12 protein-coding genes are annotated in these 19,330 nt (G+C 76.6%); 9 read left to right on the forward strand and 3 right to left on the reverse strand.

What is annotated here, in order from left to right:
- The coding region (locus ACHZ99_RS05410) for a GNAT family N-acetyltransferase (protein ID WP_420303210.1) at positions 1–580 on the reverse strand (580 nt) is incomplete at its 3' end.
- Positions 581–796: 216 nt separating this feature from the next.
- Here ACHZ99_RS05410 and ACHZ99_RS05415 point away from each other — a divergent pair.
- Both ACHZ99_RS05415 and ACHZ99_RS05420 read left to right on the forward strand, forming a co-directional pair.
- The gene (locus tag ACHZ99_RS05415) at positions 797–1,528 is read left to right on the forward strand and encodes an SDR family NAD(P)-dependent oxidoreductase (RefSeq protein WP_420303211.1); all 732 of its coding nucleotides are present in this window, start codon (positions 797–799) and stop codon (positions 1,526–1,528) included.
- Between the two features lie 95 nt (positions 1,529–1,623).
- Positions 1,624–2,619 (forward strand): LysR family transcriptional regulator, encoded by a 996-nt coding sequence (locus ACHZ99_RS05420; RefSeq protein WP_420303212.1) that lies wholly within the window; start codon positions 1,624–1,626, stop codon positions 2,617–2,619.
- A gap of 5 nt (positions 2,620–2,624) precedes the next feature.
- On the opposite strand, the gene ACHZ99_RS05425 is transcribed toward ACHZ99_RS05420, so the two are convergent.
- The gene (locus tag ACHZ99_RS05425; protein WP_420303213.1) at positions 2,625–3,512 is read right to left on the reverse strand and encodes a hypothetical protein; all 888 of its coding nucleotides are present in this window, start codon (positions 3,510–3,512) and stop codon (positions 2,625–2,627) included.
- Positions 3,513–3,658: 146 nt separating this feature from the next.
- Here ACHZ99_RS05425 and ACHZ99_RS05430 point away from each other — a divergent pair, with 146 nt between their 5' ends.
- The 6 genes from ACHZ99_RS05430 (at position 3,659) to meaB (ending at position 14,129) form a co-directional block, all read left to right on the forward strand.
- Positions 3,659–4,591, forward strand: coding sequence for a trypsin-like peptidase domain-containing protein (locus ACHZ99_RS05430; protein ID WP_420303214.1), 933 nt, complete (start codon positions 3,659–3,661; stop codon positions 4,589–4,591).
- Between the two features lie 959 nt (positions 4,592–5,550).
- Positions 5,551–8,529, forward strand: coding sequence for a BTAD domain-containing putative transcriptional regulator (locus ACHZ99_RS05435; protein ID WP_420303987.1), 2,979 nt, complete (start codon positions 5,551–5,553; stop codon positions 8,527–8,529).
- A 38-nt stretch (positions 8,530–8,567) separates the two neighbouring features.
- On the forward strand, positions 8,568–9,029 hold the full coding sequence (locus ACHZ99_RS05440) for an SRPBCC family protein (protein ID WP_420303215.1): 462 nt from the start codon (positions 8,568–8,570) through the stop codon (positions 9,027–9,029).
- A gap of 114 nt (positions 9,030–9,143) precedes the next feature.
- Positions 9,144–10,958: a methylmalonyl-CoA mutase family protein gene (locus ACHZ99_RS05445; protein ID WP_420303216.1), complete on the forward strand. Its 1,815-nt coding sequence runs from the start codon at positions 9,144–9,146 to the stop codon at positions 10,956–10,958.
- A complete protein-coding gene (gene scpA, locus ACHZ99_RS05450) occupies positions 10,955–13,132 on the forward strand; it encodes a methylmalonyl-CoA mutase (protein WP_420303217.1) in 2,178 nt (725 codons plus the stop codon). Before ACHZ99_RS05445 ends, scpA begins: the two co-directional genes overlap by 4 nt.
- A 19-nt stretch (positions 13,133–13,151) precedes the next feature.
- The gene (meaB, locus tag ACHZ99_RS05455; protein WP_420303218.1) at positions 13,152–14,129 is read left to right on the forward strand and encodes a methylmalonyl Co-A mutase-associated GTPase MeaB; all 978 of its coding nucleotides are present in this window, start codon (positions 13,152–13,154) and stop codon (positions 14,127–14,129) included.
- Positions 14,130–14,182: 53 nt separating this feature from the next.
- Here meaB and ACHZ99_RS05460 read toward each other — a convergent pair whose 3' ends face one another.
- Complete coding sequence (locus ACHZ99_RS05460) at positions 14,183–15,817, reverse strand: MFS transporter (RefSeq protein ID WP_420303219.1); 1,635 nt, start codon at positions 15,815–15,817, stop codon at positions 14,183–14,185.
- A gap of 164 nt (positions 15,818–15,981) precedes the next feature.
- Between ACHZ99_RS05460 and ACHZ99_RS05465 the strand changes: the two genes are divergently transcribed.
- On the forward strand, positions 15,982–19,272 hold the full coding sequence (locus ACHZ99_RS05465; protein WP_420303220.1) for a family 78 glycoside hydrolase catalytic domain: 3,291 nt from the start codon (positions 15,982–15,984) through the stop codon (positions 19,270–19,272).
- Positions 19,273–19,330 lie beyond the last annotated feature (58 nt).

A 19,330-nucleotide genomic window follows, 5' to 3' on the forward strand; every position in this document is an offset into this window, starting at 1 on the left:
TACGGGACGGGACCGGGCCGGGCGCCGTGGCCGGGGCGTACCACGCGGTGAGGCGGTAGCCGGGGTGGTCGGCGAAGACCAGTTCCGCCAGCCAGGCGCGGTGCGCCTCGGCCAGCGGCAGCAGCAGGTGGTGGACGACACGGTCGCGGACGAACCCGTGCCGCAGGCAGAACACGTCCGCCGGCGTGCACGCCGGCACGGCCGCCCGCAGGAGGTCCCAGCCCTTCTCCCGGGCCGCGGCCAGGACGGCGGCCAGCAGCAGCGTGCCGGTGCCGCGGCGGCGGGCGGCGGGGTGGACGTAGAGCTGGAGGTCCACCGTCACCCGGCCCGGGCCGGGCGGGGTGGACGGCCGCACCCCCGCGACGGCCGTCACCTCGCCCCCCGTCCCCGTGGCCGTCCACATCGGCGTCGCCGTGCCGCCGGTGTGGGCGTCCCCCCGCAGCCCGGCGAGGATCTCCTCCCGTACCGGCGCGGGCACGCCGGGCAGGTCCGCCGCCCGTGCGGCGGCGACGACCGCGCGCCAGGCGTCCGCGGCCGGCGCGGCGTCGCGTACGACGGCGATCTCCACCGGTGAACTCATGGCTTCAGCCTCGCCGCGGGCCGCCCGCCGAACAACGGCCGATCCGGGAACGTGCCATAACCCGTCGCTTATCGATGGGGGATGGTGATCCATAAGCGACGGGTTATCCGTCGTTGCCGGATCGGCCGTTGTTCGAGCGGCGCGGCGGGCACAGGCTGTTCCACGCAGTCGGAAGAGCACGAGCAACACGCAGCCACCGAAGGGGGCGCAACGCCCATGACCGCCACCGCACGCACGGGCAGGGTCTGGTTCGTCACCACGGCAGGACACGGCGCCGGCCGGGCCGTCACGGCGGCGGCGCTGGCGCGCGGCGAACGGGTCGCCGCCGTCGTGCCCGACGAGGCCGCCCGGGAGCGGCTGCTGGCCCGGCACCGCGAGCACCGGCGCCGGCTGTTCGTACGGGCCGCGGACGTGACCGACAACTGGGCGGTGAACGCCACCGTGTACGCGGCGGCCGACCGGTTCGGCCGGCTGGACGCGGTCGTCAACGACGCCCGTCCGAGGCGCCGGTCGCCCGGCGCGGACGGCGGGGCCGGGGACGCCGCCGCGCCGGTCGGGTGGATCGCCGAGACGGCGGCCCGGGAGCGGATGGAGTCGGCGTTCTTCGGCCCGCTGTGGGTCACGCAGGCGGTGCTGCCGCTGCTGTACGAGCAGCGCTCCGGCCACCTGCTCCAGCTCTGCGGCTCCGTCGCCCCGCCCGGGGCGCCCGGCGCCGCGCTGGACCGCGCCGGCACGTGCGCGGTGGTGGCGCTCAGCCGGGCGGCGGCGAGCGAGGCGGCGCGCCGGGGCGTCGACATCAGCGTCGTGGGCGGCCGGCCGGACGCCGGTTCCCTGCTGCGCCTCGTGGACGGCGCCACGGCGCGGCGCCGGGACGCACCCGCCCCCGGCGGGACCTCCCGGCCGGCCGCCGGTCCGGCCTCCGCCGCAGGTCACGGGGCGGCCGCCTGAGGTGACGGAGGCCGGGCCGCCGGGATACGCTCCCGGACAGAGCCGGTTCCCGGCGCCGGGGAGCCGAGGACGACCAGCCCATACGGGGGTGCGCGATGGAGTTGCGGGACATAGAGATCTTCCTCGCTCTCGCCGAGGAGCTGCACTTCGGCCGTACCGCGGAGCGGCTGCACGTCTCCCAGGCGCGCGTCAGTCAGTCCATCGCCAAGCAGGAGCGCCGCATCGGCGCGCCGCTCTTCGAGCGCACCAGCCGCCGGGTGGAGCTGACCGCCATCGGGGCGCAGCTGCACGGCGACCTGAAGGCGGGCTACCGGCGCATCCAGGACGGCATCGAGTCGGCGGCGGCCGCGGCCCGGGGGACGACCGGGGTGCTCACGCTGGGGCTGATGTGCGCCCAGGCGTTCGACCAGGCGTCGATCCTCGCCCGGTTCAAGGCCCGCTACCCCGGCGTGGAGCTGCGCTTCCGCGAGGTGGTCTTCAGCGATCCGTTCGGGATGCTGCGGGCGGGCGAGGTGGACCTGGAGGTCACCTGGCTGCCGGTGCGCGAGCCGGATCTGACGGTCGGCCCGGTGCTGGCCCGTGAGCCGCACGTGCTGATGGTCGGCGACGGCCACCCCTTCGCGGCGCGCGAGGCGGTGAGCCTCGAAGAGCTGGCCGACTGCGCGCTGCCGCGGCCGGTGACGCCGGTCCCGTCGTACTGGATCGAGGCGCTGCTGCCGACGCGTACGCCGTCGGGGCGGCCGATCCACACCGACGGGCCGAGGATCACGACGTTCCAGGAGGCGCAGGCCGTGGTCGCGGCCGGGGACGCGGTGTGCGTGGTGCAGGGTGAGGCGGCGCGGCACTTCCCGCGGCCGGGCATCACGTATGTGCCGATCACGGAGCAGCCGATGGGCGTCTGGGGTCTGATCTGGCGTACGGCGCACGAGACGCCGCTGGTCCGGGCCTTCGTCCAGTCGGCCGTCGACACCCTCGCCGCCGCGGCGGCGGACGGCGCGGACGCGGCGGACGGCGCGCCGGAGGCTCCGCGGGCCCCGGTGCGGGCGGTCCCCGGGCCCGCCCTTCCGGAGCCTGCGGTCGCCCGCGGCTGAGGCCGTCAGAGCAGGGAGTTCCGCTTCAGCACCGACACGGCGTCGACCGTACGGTATCCGCGCCACTCCAGCGCCGCGGCCGGCGAGTACGAGGCGAAGTCCACCGCCCAGCCGCCGTCGTCCCGCTGCTCCGCGGCCAGCCGGCGAAGCTCGGCGTCGAAGACTTCCGGTGCGTACAGCGTGCGCGCGGGGCGGCCGGGTTCGGGGGCGACGTCGAGCGGCCGGATGGCCTCCCCCGCCGAGCCGCCCTCGACGGGCAGCACCCCGTCGTCGGGGATGAGCGGGCGCAGCCGTTCCAGCAGGGCGGTGGCCTCGGGCCGGGTGTCGGAGGCGGCGTCGAGGAAGCGGACGGCGAAGGACAGCTCGATCGCGTGCGGGCTGTCGCCGATGGCCTCGACGGCGGCGAGGCAGTAGTCGGTGGCCCGCCGCAGCCAGGGGTGGGCGGCGACGGCGGGGTCGTGGGCGGCCACCCGCAGGGCGGCGCCGGCGGCGAACGCGGTGCTCTGCAGGGTGGAGACCTCCGGGTCGGCGCCGGCCCAGAACGGTGCGCAGCCGGCGGTGTCCGCCACGGGCAGCGCGAAGGGCAGCCCGCCGTCGGGCAGGGTCGCGGTCAGCAGCCAGTCGCACAGCCGGGCCGCGTGCGGGGTGGTGGCCGGGGCGACGTCGGCGAACGCCTCGAAGGCGTGCAGCGCGCCGCCGGGCTGGCTCTCCGGCGCCCGCAGGTCCGGTTCGAGTCCCCAGCCGTAGCCGCCGTCGGGGTTGCGGTAGCCGTCGACGGCGGCGAGCACGGCGGCCGGGTCCGTCCGGTCGAGCAGCAGTTCGAAGCGCCGCCGGTCGAGCAGCCGGGCGTGCGTGGCCATGAACGACGTGGCGGCGGAGAGGTCTGCGTTCATACGTGCACGATGGCATCGCCGCGGGCCCGGGGTCATGAACGTTTCGGACGTGTCGGGAGCGGCGGCGCCGCCCGCCGGGACGACCCGGGCCGTGGGCCGGAAGGGATTCACCGCGCCGGGAATGGTGACATGCTTGTTCCGGGCAGGTGTCTCAACGTACCCGCGGCGAGGGGGAATCGGGTGGAGGGCGGGACTTCCCGGGCGCGTGCGGAGCCCCGGTCCCCATGACGGCCGGGGAGTACTGGGTGGACCTCTATCAGGCGCAGCGGCGGCTGGGCGGCGGGTTCCTGCTCACCCGCCGCTACGTCCTCACCGCCCTGCACTGCCTGCGTGATCTGACGACTCCCGACGGCAGCCTGCACATCGTCCTGGACGGCGGCGAGCGGCTCGACGGCCGGCTGCGGGCGCGGGCGGAGGAGGCCGACCTGGCCCTCGTCGAGGTCGACGCCCGGCACCGGCTCTCCCCGCGGATCCCGAACGCCGGGAACGCGGTGGCCGGCTGGCGCTGGCACGGGCCCTACCGCCCCTCCCCCGCCGAGGCGCGTCTCAGCGGCACCATCCACCACCGCGTGGACGGCTTCACGTGCGAGGGCGGCGCGTCGATCGAGGCTCTGCAGCTGTCCGTGGACCAGGCCCTCGGCGACTACTCCGGATACTCCGGCGGCCCGGTGGAGGGGTCCCCCGGCGGGGGCGCGCCGGAGGAGCACGATTCCGCGGTGGTGGGCATCCTGCTGGAGCAGGCGCTGGACCGGGCGGACCCGGACCGCGCCGGGAACGTCCTGTTCGCCGCCACCATCTCCGAGGCCATCGCCTGCTTCGACCACCTCCAGGTCTCGAACCTCATCGACGTGCTCCGCCCGCGGAGCGGCGCCCGCCCGGCGCCGGAGCCCGGGGCGGCCGCGGCGGTGGCGGCGGTGGCGGCGGTGGCGGCGCCGCCCGGCGAGAAGGCCGAGGAGTGGTTCCACCGCCTGCAGGAGTGGTCCGACCAGGGGGTCATGGACCCCGCGCAGATCGCCGAGCTGAGGTTCATGGTCGCCCAGCGCGCCATCAGCCGGGACTTCGACGGGGGTGGGGGTTGAGCGCGGCGGCGTGGCGGGCGGCGATCTCGGCGGCCGAGCGCGTGGCGTCGGGCCGCGGCCGCGGGCCCGCGGGGCTCGACGAGGCCGTGCGTGAACTGGTGGTGGCCGCCGGTCTGTTGCGCGGTCCCGGTGCCGGTGCGGACGTCGCGTACCTCGCGGGTCTCCTCGACTCGATCGGCCGGCCGGACCTGTCCGGGTCGCTCGTACGGGCCGTGGCCGACCGGGCGCTCCGGGAGCCCCGCGTCCCCGGCACGGACGGCGCGGGCGGCGGGGACGGCGCGGGCGACAGGGACCGCGGCCGGGTCGCCTTCGCCCTCGCCAACCGGGGCGATCCGGCGGCGGCCGCGCTGCTGGCGTACGAGGACCACTTCCCGCCGCCCGGCACGTCGGACCTGGCCCGGGCGCGGACCGCCGCCGGCCTCGCCGTCCTGAAGCTGCGCGCGGGCAGCGTCGAGGAGTCCGCCGAGGGCGCCCGCCGGGCCCTGGCCCTGCTCCGCCCGGAGGCCGACCCGGCGGGCCGCCTGGACGTCGAGCTGCTGGCGGTGCCGGTGCTCGCCGAGGCCGCCCGGCGCGGGAACCGGCGGGAGGAGGCGGACGCGCTCCTCGACGAGCTGGAGTCGCTCGCGCGGCAGGTGGTCGCGCGCTACGGGGAGCGGCATCCGAAGTCCGCCTCGGCGCTGCTGGCGCTGGCGTCCGCCGAGTTCGGCGCGGCGTCGGCCGACGGCGACCGGGACCGGATGGAGCGGGCCGCCGACGTGCTGGCCCTGGCGGCGCAGAAGGTCTCGGCCGCCTTCGGATCCCGCCACCCCCTCGCGCTCTCCGCCCTGCGCGCCTTCGCCGGCGCGGAGTACGAGGCCGCCGCCCGGCTCGGCCCCGCGCAGCGCCTCGCCGACGCGCGCGCGTTGGTGGCGTCGGCGGCGGCGCGCGCCGAGCCGTCGCGGGAGCCCGCGGACCGGGCGGTGGCGCCCCGGCCGCGCGGCGAGCCCGTCTCGCGGGCGGAGGGCGGTGCCGCGGCCCCGGGCGGTGCCCGGCACGCCGCGGCGCAGGCGCCTGCGCTGCGGTTCTCGGTGCTCGGGCCCGTACGGGCGTGGCGCGGCGAGGAGTCGCTGCCGACCGGTTCGCCGCAGCAGCGGGCGCTGCTCGCGGCCCTGCTGCTGCGCGGCGGACGCGCCGCCACCGCGCGGGAGCTGGTCGAGGACATCTGGGGTGCGGACCCGCCGCCGCGGGCGCCGGCCGCACTGCGCACCTACGCCTCCCGGCTGCGCCGCGTGGTGGGTGGCGCGTTCGTCAGCGAGGCCGGCGGGTACGTGCTGCGGCTGCCGGGCACCGAGCTGGACCTGGCCGAAGCGGAGCGGCTGGCGTCGGCGGCGGAGGCGGCCCGGGGCGAGGGCGACGCGCCCCGGGCGCGGCAGCTCTACGCCGCCGCCCTCGCGGAGTTCCGGGGGGAGCCGCTCGCCGGGGTGCCCGGCCCGTACGCCCGGCGCGAGCGGGCCCGGCTCGCGGAGCTGCGGGTGGCCCTGCTGGAGCAGCGCCTGGCACTCGACCTGGACGCCGGCGGCCACGTCGCCGCCGTCTCCGAACTCACCGCGCTGACCGCGGCGCACCCGCTGCGCGAGCGCTTCCGCGAACTCCTCATGATCGCGCTGTACCGCAGCGGGCGGCAGGCGGAGGCCCTGGCCGTGTACGCCGACGTCCGCCGCCTGCTGCGGGACGAGCTCGGGCTCGATCCCCGGGCCGGGCTGAGTGAGCTGCAACAGCGCATCCTGCGGGCCGACCCGGACCTCGACGCGCCGGGCCGGGGGCCGGAGCCCACGCGCACCCGCGAGGTGGCCCGCCCCACCCAGCTGCCCGCCACCGTCGGCGACTTCACCGGCCGGAACGCCGTCGAGGCCGAGGTGGTCGCCGGGCTGGCCGAGGCCCCCGGCACGGTGGCGGTCTGCGGGACGGGCGGCGTCGGGAAGACGACGCTGGCCGTCCAGGCCGCGCACGCGGTGCGGGACCTCTTCCCCGACGGCCAGCTCTACGTCGACCTGCAGGGCTCGGGGCCGGCCCCGGCCGACCCCGCCACCGTGCTCGGCGCGTTCCTGCGCGCCCTGGGGGTCGCCGACGCGGACATCCCCGGGCCGGTGGCGGAACGCGCGGCGCTGTACCGCTCCACCCTCACCGGGCGCCGCGTGCTCACCCTGCTGGACAACGCCCGCGACGCCGCCCAGGTACGGCCGCTGCTGCCCGGCAACGCCGGCTGCGCCGCCCTGGTCACGTCCCGGACCCGGCTGCTCGACCTGGCCGGCGCCCGGCTCGTCGACCTGGACGTGCTGTCCCCGGACGAGGCGCTGGAGCTGTTCAGCCGCATCGCCGGCGCGGAGCGGGTGGCCCCGGAGCGGGACGCGGCGCTGGACGCGGTCGCCGCGTGCGGCTTCCTGCCGCTGGCCATCCGTATCGCGGCCGCCCGGCTGACCGCGCGCCGCACCTGGACCGTGTCGGTGCTCGCCCGCAAACTCGCCGACGGGCGTCGCCGTCTGGACGAGCTGCGCGCCGGCGACCTCGCGGTCGAGGCCACCTTCGAACTCGGCTACGGGCAGCTCGCCCCCCGGCACGCCCGCGCCTTCCGGCTGCTGGGCCTGGTCGACGCCTCCGACATCTCGCTGGCCGCGGCGGCCGCCGTCCTCGGCCTCGGCCCGGCGGAGGCCGAGGAGGACCTGGAGTTCCTGGTCGACGCGAACCTCGTCGAGTCCGCGGCCCCGTACCGGTACCGCTGCGGCGACCTGGCCCGCCTCTTCGCCCGCTCCCGGGCGGAGCGCGAGGAGCCGGCGGCGGACCGCGCCGCGGCGCTGTCGCGGCTGCTGGACTTCTACCTGGCGACGGCGGGGACGGCGTACGGGCTGTGCCACCCGGGCGACCGGCTGCCGGACCGCCTCGCCCCCGTGTCGTACCCGGGGCTGGCCTTCGACTCCCACGAGGACGCCCGGGCCTGGCTGTTCGCGGAGGCCGACAGCCTGCTGGCGGCCGTGCGGCAGCTGGCGCACGGGGAGACTCTGGCGCGCGCGGTGGACCTGCTGCTCGCCGCGCGGGACCTGGCGGAGCCGGGGGCGTACCCGGTCCAGTTCGCCCGGGCCGCCGCCCCGCTCCCGGAGGCGGCCCGGCGGGCGGGCGACGTCCGCTGCGAGGGGCGGGCGCACGCGGTGCTCGCCGCCGCCCATCGGGGCGAGGGAGACCTCGAGCGGGCCGACGAGCACGCGTCCCGTGCCGCGCCGCTCGCAGGGGTCGCGGATGATGTGCTGATCCAGGCCGAGTCGAACCGGGCCCGGGGCATCGTCGCCACCACCCTCGGGCGGTATCCCGCCGCCGCCTCCCATCTGGAACGGGCTCTGAAGGGGTACCGCGCGGAGGGTGACCTCGCCGGTGAGGCCGCCGTGCTCGGCAGCCTCGCGCGGGTGTACGCCGATACGGACCGCGCGGGCGCGGCCGTCGACCTCGCGGAGCGGGCCCTGGCCCTCCACCGCCGGCTCGACGCCCCGTTCGCTACGGCCGGCAGCCTGTACACGCTGGGCAGCACGCTGAGCCGGGTCGGCCGACCCGCCGAGGCGCGGGACCGTCTCGCCCGGGCGCTGGAACTGTTCCGGACCCAGCGGATGCCGGTGTGGGAGGGCATGACGCACTTCCGGCTCGCGGAAGCCCTCCTGGCGGACCACGATTTCGCCCCGGCCGCCGCCCACGCCGAGGAGGCGCTCTCCCTGCTCGCCGGTTCCGGCAGCACCTGGCACCGGGCCGGCGTCCTCACCGTCCTCGGCCGGGCGCTCTCCGGCCTCGGGCAGCATGACCGGGCCCGCGCCTGCTTCCAGGAGGCGCTGGCCGGCTACCAGGAGTCCGGTGCCGCGCCGGCGGACGACCCGGTCGAGCAGGTGCGCCGGCTGCTGGAGGCACCGGGCGGCGGATGACGGCGGGCCGCGGCGTACGGGCCGCCTAGCCTGGGCGCATGGCACGGTTCGAGGTGGAGCGCACGGTGCGCACGTCCGCGGAGGCGGTCTGGGGGCGGCTCACCGACTGGCCCGCGCACGGCGGGCGGGTCCCGCTGACCCGGATCGTCGGGGTCTCCGCGCCCGCGACGGGCGTCGGGGCGCGGTTCACGGCCCGTACCGGCGTGGGCCGGGTGGGCTTCGACGACCCGATGGAGGTCGTCGCGTGGGCGCCGCCGGGGGCGGGGCGGGCCGTGGGGCGGTGCCGGCTGGTCAAGCGGGGGCGGGTGGTGCGCGGCTGGGCCGAGATCGAGGTGTACGTGCCGGCGGCGGACCCGGGGTCCGCGGCGGGGCCGGTGCGGGTGGTGTGGCGGGAGGAGATCGGGGTGCGGGGCGTGCCGCGGGCGCTGGATCCGCTGGTGGCGCGGGCCGCGCGGCGGGTGTTCGCGCGGGTGCTCGACGGGCTGCTCCGCCCCGGCTGACCGGCGCCGCGCCGGACGCCGCCGCGCCCGCCATGCCCGCCGCCGTGAAGAGAACAAGGTCACACCCGCGGCCCGGGCAGTTCATCCTTTAGCCGGGCTGGCTAGCATCCGACCATGACGGTCCTGCCCGATGACGGGCTCCCCCTCGCCACCGAGTTCCCCGGCGCGTCGCACGAGCAGTGGCAGCAGCTCGTGGCCGGCGTGCTGCGCAAGTCCGGCAAGGACGTCCCGGGCGCCGAGGCGGAGGCCCTGCTGTCCACCGCACTCCAGGACGGGCTGCGCACCCCGCCGCTGTACACCGCGCGCGACCGCGTACCCGATCCGGGCCTGCCCGGCTTCGCGCCCTTCGTGCGCGGCGGCCGGCCCGAGGGGAACGCCCCGGGCGGCTGGGACGTGCGCCAGCGGCACGCGGTGGCCGACGCGGACGCCGTGCTCGGCGACCTGGAGAACGGCGCCACCTCCCTGTGGCTCGTCGTCGGCAGGGACGGCGCCATCCCCGTGGCGGCGCTGGGGGACGTGCTGAAGGACGTCTACCTCGACCTGGCGCCGGTCGTCCTGGAGGCGGGTGCCGAGACCGGGGCGGCCGCGCGGGAGCTGCTGCGGCTGTACGCGGAGCGCGGCGTCGCCGCGGACGCCGCGCGGGGCAATCTGGGCGCGGACCCGCTCGGGCACGAGGCCCGTACGGGCAGCCCGCAGGACCCCGGCGTCGCGGGCGCGCTGGCCCGGCTGTGCGCGGAGAGCCACCCGGGTCTCAGGGCCGTCACCGTCGACGCGCTGCCGTACCACGAGGCCGGCGGGTCCGCGGCGCAGGAGCTGGGCTGCTCGCTGGCCACCGCGGTCGCGTATATGCGGGAGCTGACCGGGGCGGGGCTGAGCGCCGCGCAGGCGTGCGGCCAGCTGGAGTTCCGGTACGCGGCGACCGCCGACCAGTTCCTCACGGTCGCCAAGCTGCGCGCGGCGCGCCGGCTGTTCGCGCGGGTGGCGGAGGTCTGCGGGGCGCCCGGGGCGGGCGCGCAGCGGCAGCACGCGGTGACCTCGCCGGTGATGGCGGCGCGCCGGGATCCGTGGGTGAACATGCTGCGCGCCACGGTCGCCACGCTCGCCGCCGGGGTGGGCGGCGCGGACGCCGTGACCGTGCTGCCCTTCGACCACGCGATCGGCCTGCCGGACGCGTTCTCCCGGCGCGTCGCCCGCAACACCTCGGCCGTGCTGATCGAGGAGTCGCACCTGGCCCGGGTCGTCGACCCGGCGGGCGGCTCCTGGTACGTGGAGCGGCTGACCGACGAGCTGGCCCACGCGGGCTGGGCGTTCTTCCAGGAGATCGAGCGGGCCGGCGGGCAGGCGGCGGCGCTGCGCTCCGGGATGGTCGGCGAGCGGCTGGCGGCGACCTGGGCGGAGCGCGGGGCGCGGCTCGCCAGCCGGCGGGAGCCGGTGACCGGGGTGAGCGAGTTCCCCGACCTGGCGGAGCGGCCCGTCGTCCGCGAGCCCGCGCCCGAGCCGCCGTCCGGCGGGCTGCCGCGGGTGCGGAGGGACGAGGCGTTCGAGGCGCTGCGGGCCCGCTCCGACGCGCACCTGGCCGCGACGGGCGCCCGCCCGCGGATCTTCCTCGCCGCGCTGGGCCCGGCCGCCGTGCACACCCCGCGGCTGACGTTCGCCGCGAACCTGTTCCGGGCCGGCGGCGTCGAGCCCGTCACCGAGGGCACCTTCGCGGACAGCGGGGCGCGGGAGGCGTGCCTGTGCTCGGGGGACGCGGTGTACGAGGAGCAGGGCGCAGCCGCGGCCGCGGAGCTGCGCGCCGCCGGCGCGCGGCACGTGTACCTCGCCGGGCGCCCGGGCCCGTACGACGGCGCCGACACCTATGTCTTCACCGGCTGCGACGCCGTGGCCGTGCTGACCGACGCACTCGACCGGATGGGAGTGGCGCGATGACCGTCCCCGACTTCTCGGACATCGAGCTGGGCACGCCGGCTCCCGCGGCCGGCGCCGACGAGTGGCGCGCCGCGGTGAAGGACGCCGGTGACGACGGCGGCCTCGGCTGGGAGACGCCCGAGGGCATCGCCGTCAAGCCGCTGTACACCGGGCAGGACCTTCAGGACCTGGACTTCCTGGACACCTATCCGGGCGTCGCGCCGTACCTGCGCGGCCCGTATCCGACGATGTACGTCAATCAGCCCTGGACGATCCGGCAGTACGCGGGCTTCTCCACCGCCGAGGAGTCCAACGCCTTCTACCGGCGCAATCTCGCGGCCGGCCAGAAGGGCCTGTCCGTGGCCTTCGACCTGCCGACCCACCGCGGCTACGACAGCGACCACCCGCGGGTGACGGGCGACGTCGGCATGGCGGGCGTGGCGATCGACTCGATCCTCGACATGCGGCAGCTCTTCGACGGCATCCCGCTGGAGAAGATGACGGTGTCGATGACGATGAACGGCGCGGTGCTGCCGGTGCTGGCGCTGTACATCGTGGCGGCGGAGGAGCAGGGCGTGCCGCCGGAAAAGCTGGCGGGGACCATCCAGAACGACATCCTCAAGGAGTTCATGGTCCGCAACACCTACATCTACCCGCCGAAGCCGTCGATGCGGATCATCTCCGACATCTTCGCCTTCACCTCGCGGAACATGCCGCGCTACAACTCGATCTCCATCTCGGGCTACCACATCCAGGAGGCGGGGGCGACGGCCGACCTGGAGCTGGCGTACACCCTCGCCGACGGCGTGGAGTACATCCGGGCGGGCCGGGACGCGGGGCTGGACGTGGACGCGTTCGCGCCGCGGCTGTCGTTCTTCTGGGCGATCGGCATGAACTTCTTCATGGAGATCGCCAAGCTGCGCGCGGCGCGTCTGCTGTGGGCGAAGCTGGTCAAACGCTTCGATCCGCAGAATCCGAAGTCGCTGTCGCTGCGCACCCACTCGCAGACCTCCGGCTGGTCGCTGACGGCGCAGGACGTCTACAACAACGTCACGCGCACCTGCGTGGAGGCGATGGCGGCCACCCAGGGCCACACGCAGTCGCTGCACACCAACGCGCTGGACGAGGCGCTGGCGCTGCCGACGGACTTCTCGGCGCGCATCGCCCGCAACACGCAGCTGCTGTTGCAGCAGGAGTCGGGGACGACCCGGGTGATCGACCCGTGGGGCGGCAGCGCGTACGTGGAGCGGCTGACGTACGACCTGGCGCGGCGGGCGTGGCAGCACATCGAGGAGGTCGAGCAGGCCGGCGGCATGGCGCAGGCGATCGACGCGGGCATCCCGAAGCTGCGGGTGGAGGAGGCGGCGGCGCGCACCCAGGCCCGTATCGACTCCGGGCGGCAGCCGGTGATCGGGGTGAACAAGTACCCGGTGGGGACCGACGAGCAGATCGAGGTGCTGAAGGTCGACAACTCCGCGGTGCGGGCGCGGCAGATCGCGAAGCTGGAGCGGCTGCGGGCGGAGCGGGACGAGGCCGCGTGCCGGGGCGCGCTGGACGACCTGGCGCGGGCGGCCGGCGGCGACGGCAATCTGCTGGAGCTGGCGGTACGGGCCGCGCGGGCGCGGGCGACGGTGGGCGAGATCTCGTACGCCCTGGAGCGGACCTACGGGCGGCACGCCGGGCAGATCCGTACGATCTCCGGTGTGTACCGGAACGAGTCGGGCGAGTCCCCGTCGGTGGCGCGGACCAGGTCGCTGGTGGACGGGTTCGCGGAGGCGGAGGGCCGGCGGCCGCGCATCCTGGTCGCCAAGATGGGCCAGGACGGGCACGACCGCGGGCAGAAGGTGATCGCCTCGGCCTTCGCCGACCTCGGCTTCGACGTGGACGTCGGCCCGCTGTTCCAGACCCCGGCGGAGGTGGCGCGGCAGGCCGTCGAGGCGGACGTGCACATCGTGGGGGTGTCGTCGCTGGCCGCCGGGCACCTGACGCTGGTGCCGGCGCTGCGCGAGGCGCTGGCCGAGGAGGGGCGCGCGGACATCATGGTCGTCGTCGGCGGGGTGATCCCGCCGCAGGACGTGCCGGCGTTGCTGGACATGGGCGCGACGGCGGTGTTCCCGCCGGGCACGGTGATCCCGGACGCGGCGTACGACCTGGTGGCGCAGCTGGCCGCCGGGCTCGGCCACGACGCCGCGTGAGCGGGTGGGTACCGCGGCGATGGCCATCGACCTCGACACGTACGTCAAGGGAGTCCTCGGCGGCAAGCGGGCGCTCGTGGCCCGCGCGATCACCCTGGTGGAGTCGGCCCGGCCGCAGCACCGGGCGCTGGCCCAGGAGCTGCTGACGGAGCTGCTGCCGTACAGCGGGAACGCCCGGCGGATCGGGGTCAGCGGGGTGCCGGGGGTGGGGAAGTCGACGTTCGTCGACGCCTTCGGCACGATGCTGACGGGGCTGGGGCACCGGGTGGCGGTGCTGGCGGTCGACCCGTCGTCGAGCCGCACCGGCGGTTCGATCCTGGGCGACAAGACACGGATGGAGCGGCTGGCGGTGGATCCGGCCGCGTTCGTACGCCCCTCCCCCACCGCGGGCACGCTCGGCGGGGTCGCGAAGGCGACGCGCGAGTCGATCGTGGTGATGGAGGCGGCGGGCTACGACGTGGTGCTGGTGGAGACCGTCGGCGTCGGCCAGTCGGAGACGGCCGTCGCGGACATGGTGGACTCCTTCCTGCTGCTGACGCTGGCCCGCACCGGGGACCAGTTGCAGGGCATCAAGAAGGGCGTGCTGGAGCTGGCGGACGTGATCGCCGTGAACAAGGCGGACGGGCCGCACGAGCGTGACGCGCGGGCGGCGGCGCGGGAGCTGGCGGGCGCGCTGCGGCTGATGCACGGGAAGGGCGCGTTCTGGACGCCGCCGGTGCTGCACTGCAGCGCACGGGAGTCGACGGGGCTCGACACGGTCTGGGAGCGGCTGGAGCGGCACCGGGAGCTGCTGGAGTCCACCGGGCGGCTGGCCGGGCGGCGGCGCGATCAGCAGGTGGAGTGGACGTGGACGATGGTGCGCGATGAGCTGCTCGGCCGGCTGCGCGCCGACCCGTCGGTCGCCGCGCTCGCGCCCGGGCTGGAACAGCAGGTCAGGGATGGCGAGTTGACGGCGACGCGGGCGGCGGAGCGGATTCTGGACGCGTTCGGCGGCTGAGCGGCGGCCCCGCGCGGGGCGGCTAGTGCCGTCCGGTGCGGTGGGGCGGTGGGTCAGGCCGCCGGCTGCGCGGCCCGCGAGCCGATCGGCGGGGCCTCGACGTGGTCGCGGGCGCCGGTGAGCGGGCAGCCGAGGGTGCCGGCGCAGTCGTACGCCGCCGCCCGCGGATCCCGGTAGCCGGCCCAGGCGATCGCCCCGGCCAGCACCGCCAGCGCGCCGGCCGCGCCGGCCCCGGTGCGGAACGCCGACGCCGAGGCGTCGGCGAGCACCGGCTCCAGCGCCGCGCGCTCGGCGGCGGGCAGCGCGGTGGGCGGCTCGTCGGAGAGCGGCCGTTCGCGCGCCGAGTCCAGTACGGCGGCGTCCGGGGCGGCGATGCCGGCGCGCGCGAGCCCGTCGTCGAGTTCGGCGGAGAACCGGACGGCGATGACGACGCCGAGCACGGCGATGGCCATCATGCTGCCGATCCGGGCGATGGCGTTGTTGATGCCGGAGGCGATCCCGGCCCGGTCGGCGGGGGCGGCGGACATGACGCCGGAGGTGAGCGGGGCGACGAGCATCGCCAGGCCCAGCCCGTGCACCAGGACCGACGGGAGCACGACGGTCCACAGCGAGGTCCCGGAGTCCGCGCGCAGCAGCAGGAGCATGCCGAGCCCGGCGAGCAGGGAGCCGCCGGCGATGAAGGGCCGGCCGCCGTGGCGGTCGGCGAGCGCACCGAAGCGCCCGGAGAGCACGAACAGCACCATGATCGGTACGGCGCCGGCGATGCCGGCGGGCGCGGGCCCGTAGCCGAGGTTCTCCTGGAGGAACAGGATCGTGTACGTGCCGCAGGAGATGAGGGCGCCGTAGAGGACGAAGGTCGTGGCGTTGATGGCGGCGAAGGCCCGGATGCGGAAGAGCGCGGGCGGCAGCAGCGGGGTGCGGGCGCGGCGCTCCCAGGCCAGGAACGCGACGAGCGACGCGACGCCGGCGGCGAGCGCGGTGAGGGTCAGCGGGTCGCCCCAGCCGCTGCGGGGCGACTGGATGAGGTAGAAGGCGGGGCCGCCGACCGCGGGGACGGCGAGCGCGGCGCCGGCGACGTCGACGGAGGCGCCGGGGGTGCCGTCGCCGGGCGGGGTCGCGCGCAGGATCAGCGCGACGACGACGGCCGCGCAGGGCAGTTCGATCCAGTAGACCGCCCGCCAGGACAGGGCGTCGATGAGCAGCCCGCCGACGACGGGGCCGGCGATCACGGACAGCCCGCTCCACGCGGACCAGCGGGCTATCGCCCGCGAGCGGTCCGCCTCGTCGAACGCGCCGGTGATGACGGCCAGGACGCTCGGCAGCAGCAGCGCGGCGGCGGCGCCCTGGAGCAGCCGGCCGGCGACCAGCACCCCGGGGTGCGGCGCGACCGCGCACACCAGCGCGGCGGCCCCGAAGCCGGCCGTGCCGACGGCGAAGACCAGGCGGCGGCCGTAGACGTCCCCGAGCGCCCCGCCGACGAGGATGAGGCTCCCGACGGCGAGCAGGAACGCCGCGACGATCCACTGCTGCACGGCCAGGCCGGCGTCGAGGCCGCCGGCGATGGCGGGCAGCGCGACGGTGGTCATGAGGCTGTCCATGCCGACCAGCGAGGAGGCCAGCACGCAGGCCGTCAGCACGAGCCGCGCCTGCCGTCGGGTCTGCCGGCGCGGGCGGGGTCCTGAGGTCATGACGGCCATCCTCCCGGTGGACGGGCGCGGCGGGCAACGGAGTTGCGTGCGGTGCACGGGTCGGTGCACGACCCTTGAGCCGTCCGGGCCCGCCGATCTAGGATTCTCGAAGAGGCTGATTGAAACGATTCAATCCTCCGGACCCCTCGATCAAGGGACGTGCGATGAGCCACGAGCGCGAGACGAACAACGGAACCGCCTGGAACCGCCGGACCTTTCTGCGCACCTCCGCCGCCGGCGCGGGAGCCGGCGTCGTCGGCCTCGGCCCGGGCGCCGTCCCCGCCGCCGCGGACGGCCCGGACGACGGGCCCGGCGGGCGCGGCGGCGACGAAGCGGGCCTGCGCGTCGAGCGCACCACCGTCGAGTACGCGCCGGTGCTGCTGGGCACCGACGTCGCCGAGCCCCGGCTCGGCTGGGAGCTGGCCGCGCCGGGCAGCGGCGCCCGGCAGAGCGCCTACCAGGTCCGGGTCACGCTCGGCCCGGACGGGGACGGCCCCGCGGTGTGGGACTCCGGCCGGGTCGGCTCCGACCGGAGCGTCGGCGTCCCGTACGGCGGGCCCGCACTGAAGCCCCGCACCCGCTACCACTGGCGGGTACGGGTCTGGGACGCCGCGGGCCGGCGGTCCGCGTGGAGCAGGACGGGCTGGTGGGAGACCGCGCTGGCGCCCGGCGACTGGCGCGGCCACTGGATCGGCGCCGACGCCCCGCCCGAGCCGCCCGGCTTCGCGGGCGCGTCGTGGATCTGGGCGCCCGGCGCCACCCAGCAGGACGCCCCCGCCGGCCCGGTCTGGTTCCGCGCCGCGCTCGACCTGCCCGCCGCGGCCGAGGTCTCGGCCGCGCAGCTCGTGGCCACCGCCGACGACGACTTCACCCTCCACCTCGACGGCGCCGAGGTGCTGCACGCCCCGCAGCAGACCGACGGCTGGCGCACCGCCCGGCTCGCCGACGTCACCGACGCCGTCCGCGCCGCGGAGGGCCGGGTCGTCGTCGCCGTCCGCGCCACCAACCGCGGCGGCGCCGCCGTCAACCCCGGCGGTCTGCTCGTACGCCTGCGGGTGCACACCGGCGACGACGTCACCGAGCTGGTCACCGGGCCGGGCTGGCGGTGCGCGGACGAGGAGCAGGACGGCTGGGCGGAGCCCGGCTTCGACGACGGCGCGTGGGCGGAGGCGGCGGTGCTCGCGCCGTACGGCGAGGGCCCCTGGGGCAGCGGCGCGCAGGTGCCGGCGGAGGTGCGGCCCGCGCCGCTGCTGCGCCGCGAGTTCACCGTGCGCCGCCCGGTGCGGCGCGCCAGGCTCTACATCAGCGGGCTCGCCTACTACGACGCCGAGATCAACGGCCGCCGCGTCGGCCGCCAGGTCCTCGACCCCGGTTTCACCGACTACGACGAGACCGTGCTGTACGCCGTCCACGACGTCACCGACCTCGTCGCCCGCGGCGCCAACGCCGTCGGCGTCACCCTCGGCCGCGGCTTCTACGGCATGACCACGCCCAACGTCTGGAACTGGCACACCCCGCCCTGGCACGGCGAGCCCCGCCTCCTCGCCCAGCTGGAGATCGAGCACCCGGGCGGCGCCCGCACCGTCGTCGCCACCGACGGCCGCTGGCGGCTGGCCGAGGGCCCCACCCGCTCCGACTGCCTGTACGCCGGCGAGACCTACGACGCCCGCGCCCACCCCGCGGGCTGGACCGAGCCGGGCTTCGACGACACCGCCTGGGCGCGCCCCGGCCGCCAGGAGCCGCCGAGGGGCACCCTGCGCGCCCAGCCGCACGACGCGATCCAGGTCACCGACAGCGTCCGGCCGGTGGCCGTCACCGCGCACGGCGACGACTGGATCGCCGACATGGGCCGCACCCTGGCCGGCTGGACCCGGCTGACGGTACGGGCCCCGGCGGGCACGGCGATCCGGCTCGTGCACGGCGAGAAGCTCAAGGACGACGGGAGCGTGCACGCCGAGACCGGCCATGTGCCGGGCCGCTTCCAGACCGACGAGTACGTCTGCGCCGGCGGCGGGTCCGCGGAGACGTGGGAACCGAAGTTCTCGTACAAGGGATTCCGCTACGTGCAGATCAGCGGCCTGCCCGCGAAGCCGGACCCCGGCGACGTGCTCGGCCGGGTCGTGCACACGCCGGTCGCCTCCACCGGGACGTTCCGCTGCTCGGAGCCGTTCTTCGAGCAGCTGGAGCGCGCCATGCGCCGCACCGTGCAGAACAACCTGCACGGCATCCCCACCGACACACCCATGTACGAGAAGAACGGCTGGACCGGCGACGCGCAGGTCGGCGCCCCCGTGATGACGTACGCGCTGGGGATGCACCGGCTGCTCGGCAAGTGGCTGGACGACCTGCGCGACAGCCAGAACGCCGCGGGGCAGGTGCCGGTGATCGTGCCCAGCGGCGGCTGGGGCTACCGCGACCTCGCGCCCTCGCCGGAGTGGACGACGGTCTACCCCTTCCTGGTGCGGGAGATGTACCGCGTGTACGGCGACGAGCGCGTCGTCCGCGACCACCTGCCGGCGCTGACGCGCTATCTGGACTGGGAGCTGGACCGGCTGGTCGACGGCCTGGCGGTCACCGCGCTCGGCGACTACCTGCCGCCCGGCTACGGCGGCAACCCGCCCGAGGACACCCGGCTGACCGCCACCTCGTACCTGCACCGGGCGCTCACCGACACCGCGGCGATGGCGGAGCTGGCGGGTGAGAACGGCACCCGGGACCGCTATCTGGCCGCGGCCGACGGCCTCCGGGATGCGCTGAACGCCGCGTTCCTGGGCCCGGAGGGCTACTACCGCACGGCGAAGGACCCGGGCTACCGGCAGACGAACAACTGCGTCCCGCTGGCCTTCGGCCTGGTGCCGGCGGGCGCGCGGGCGAGCGTCACCGCGTCCCTCCTCGCGGACGTCGAGGAGCGCGGCAACCACCTCAACACCGGGGCGCTGGGCACCAGCGTGCTGCTGCGCGCGCTGACCGCGGAGGGCCACGGGGACGTCGCGCACGCCATCGCCACGCAGCGCACGTATCCGAGCTGGGGCTACTGGTTCGACCACGGCGCCGACACCATGTGGGAGATGTGGCAGCTCGACTCGCGCTCCCGGGACCACTACTTCCAGGGCACGGTGGTGCAGTGGCTGTACGAGAACGTGGCCGGCCTGCGCCCGGGCGACGCCGGCTACCGCACCTTCGCGGTACGTCCGGACGCGCGCACCGGCGTCGACTGGGCGCGCACCGAGCTGCACACGGTGCGCGGCCCGGCCGCCGTGTCCTGGTCGCGGATCGACGGGACGGTGCGGCTGGCGGTGCGGGTGCCGGTGGGGTCGACGGCCGAGGTGCACGTGCCGAGCGGCTCGCCGGCGGACGTCGGGGAGCCGGAGGGTGCGGAGTTCGTGCGGGGGGAGCCCGGCTTCGCGGTGTACCGGGTGCCGCACGGGTCGTGGACGTTCACCGGGAAGCCGTGACCGCACCCGCTGATTGAAACCATTCAGAAGGAGTCGGGGCGGCGGGTGCAGCGGACCG

This window comes from Streptomyces sp. MAR4 CNX-425 (genome assembly GCF_048656465.1).
GTDB lineage: Bacteria > Actinomycetota > Actinomycetes > Streptomycetales > Streptomycetaceae > Streptomyces.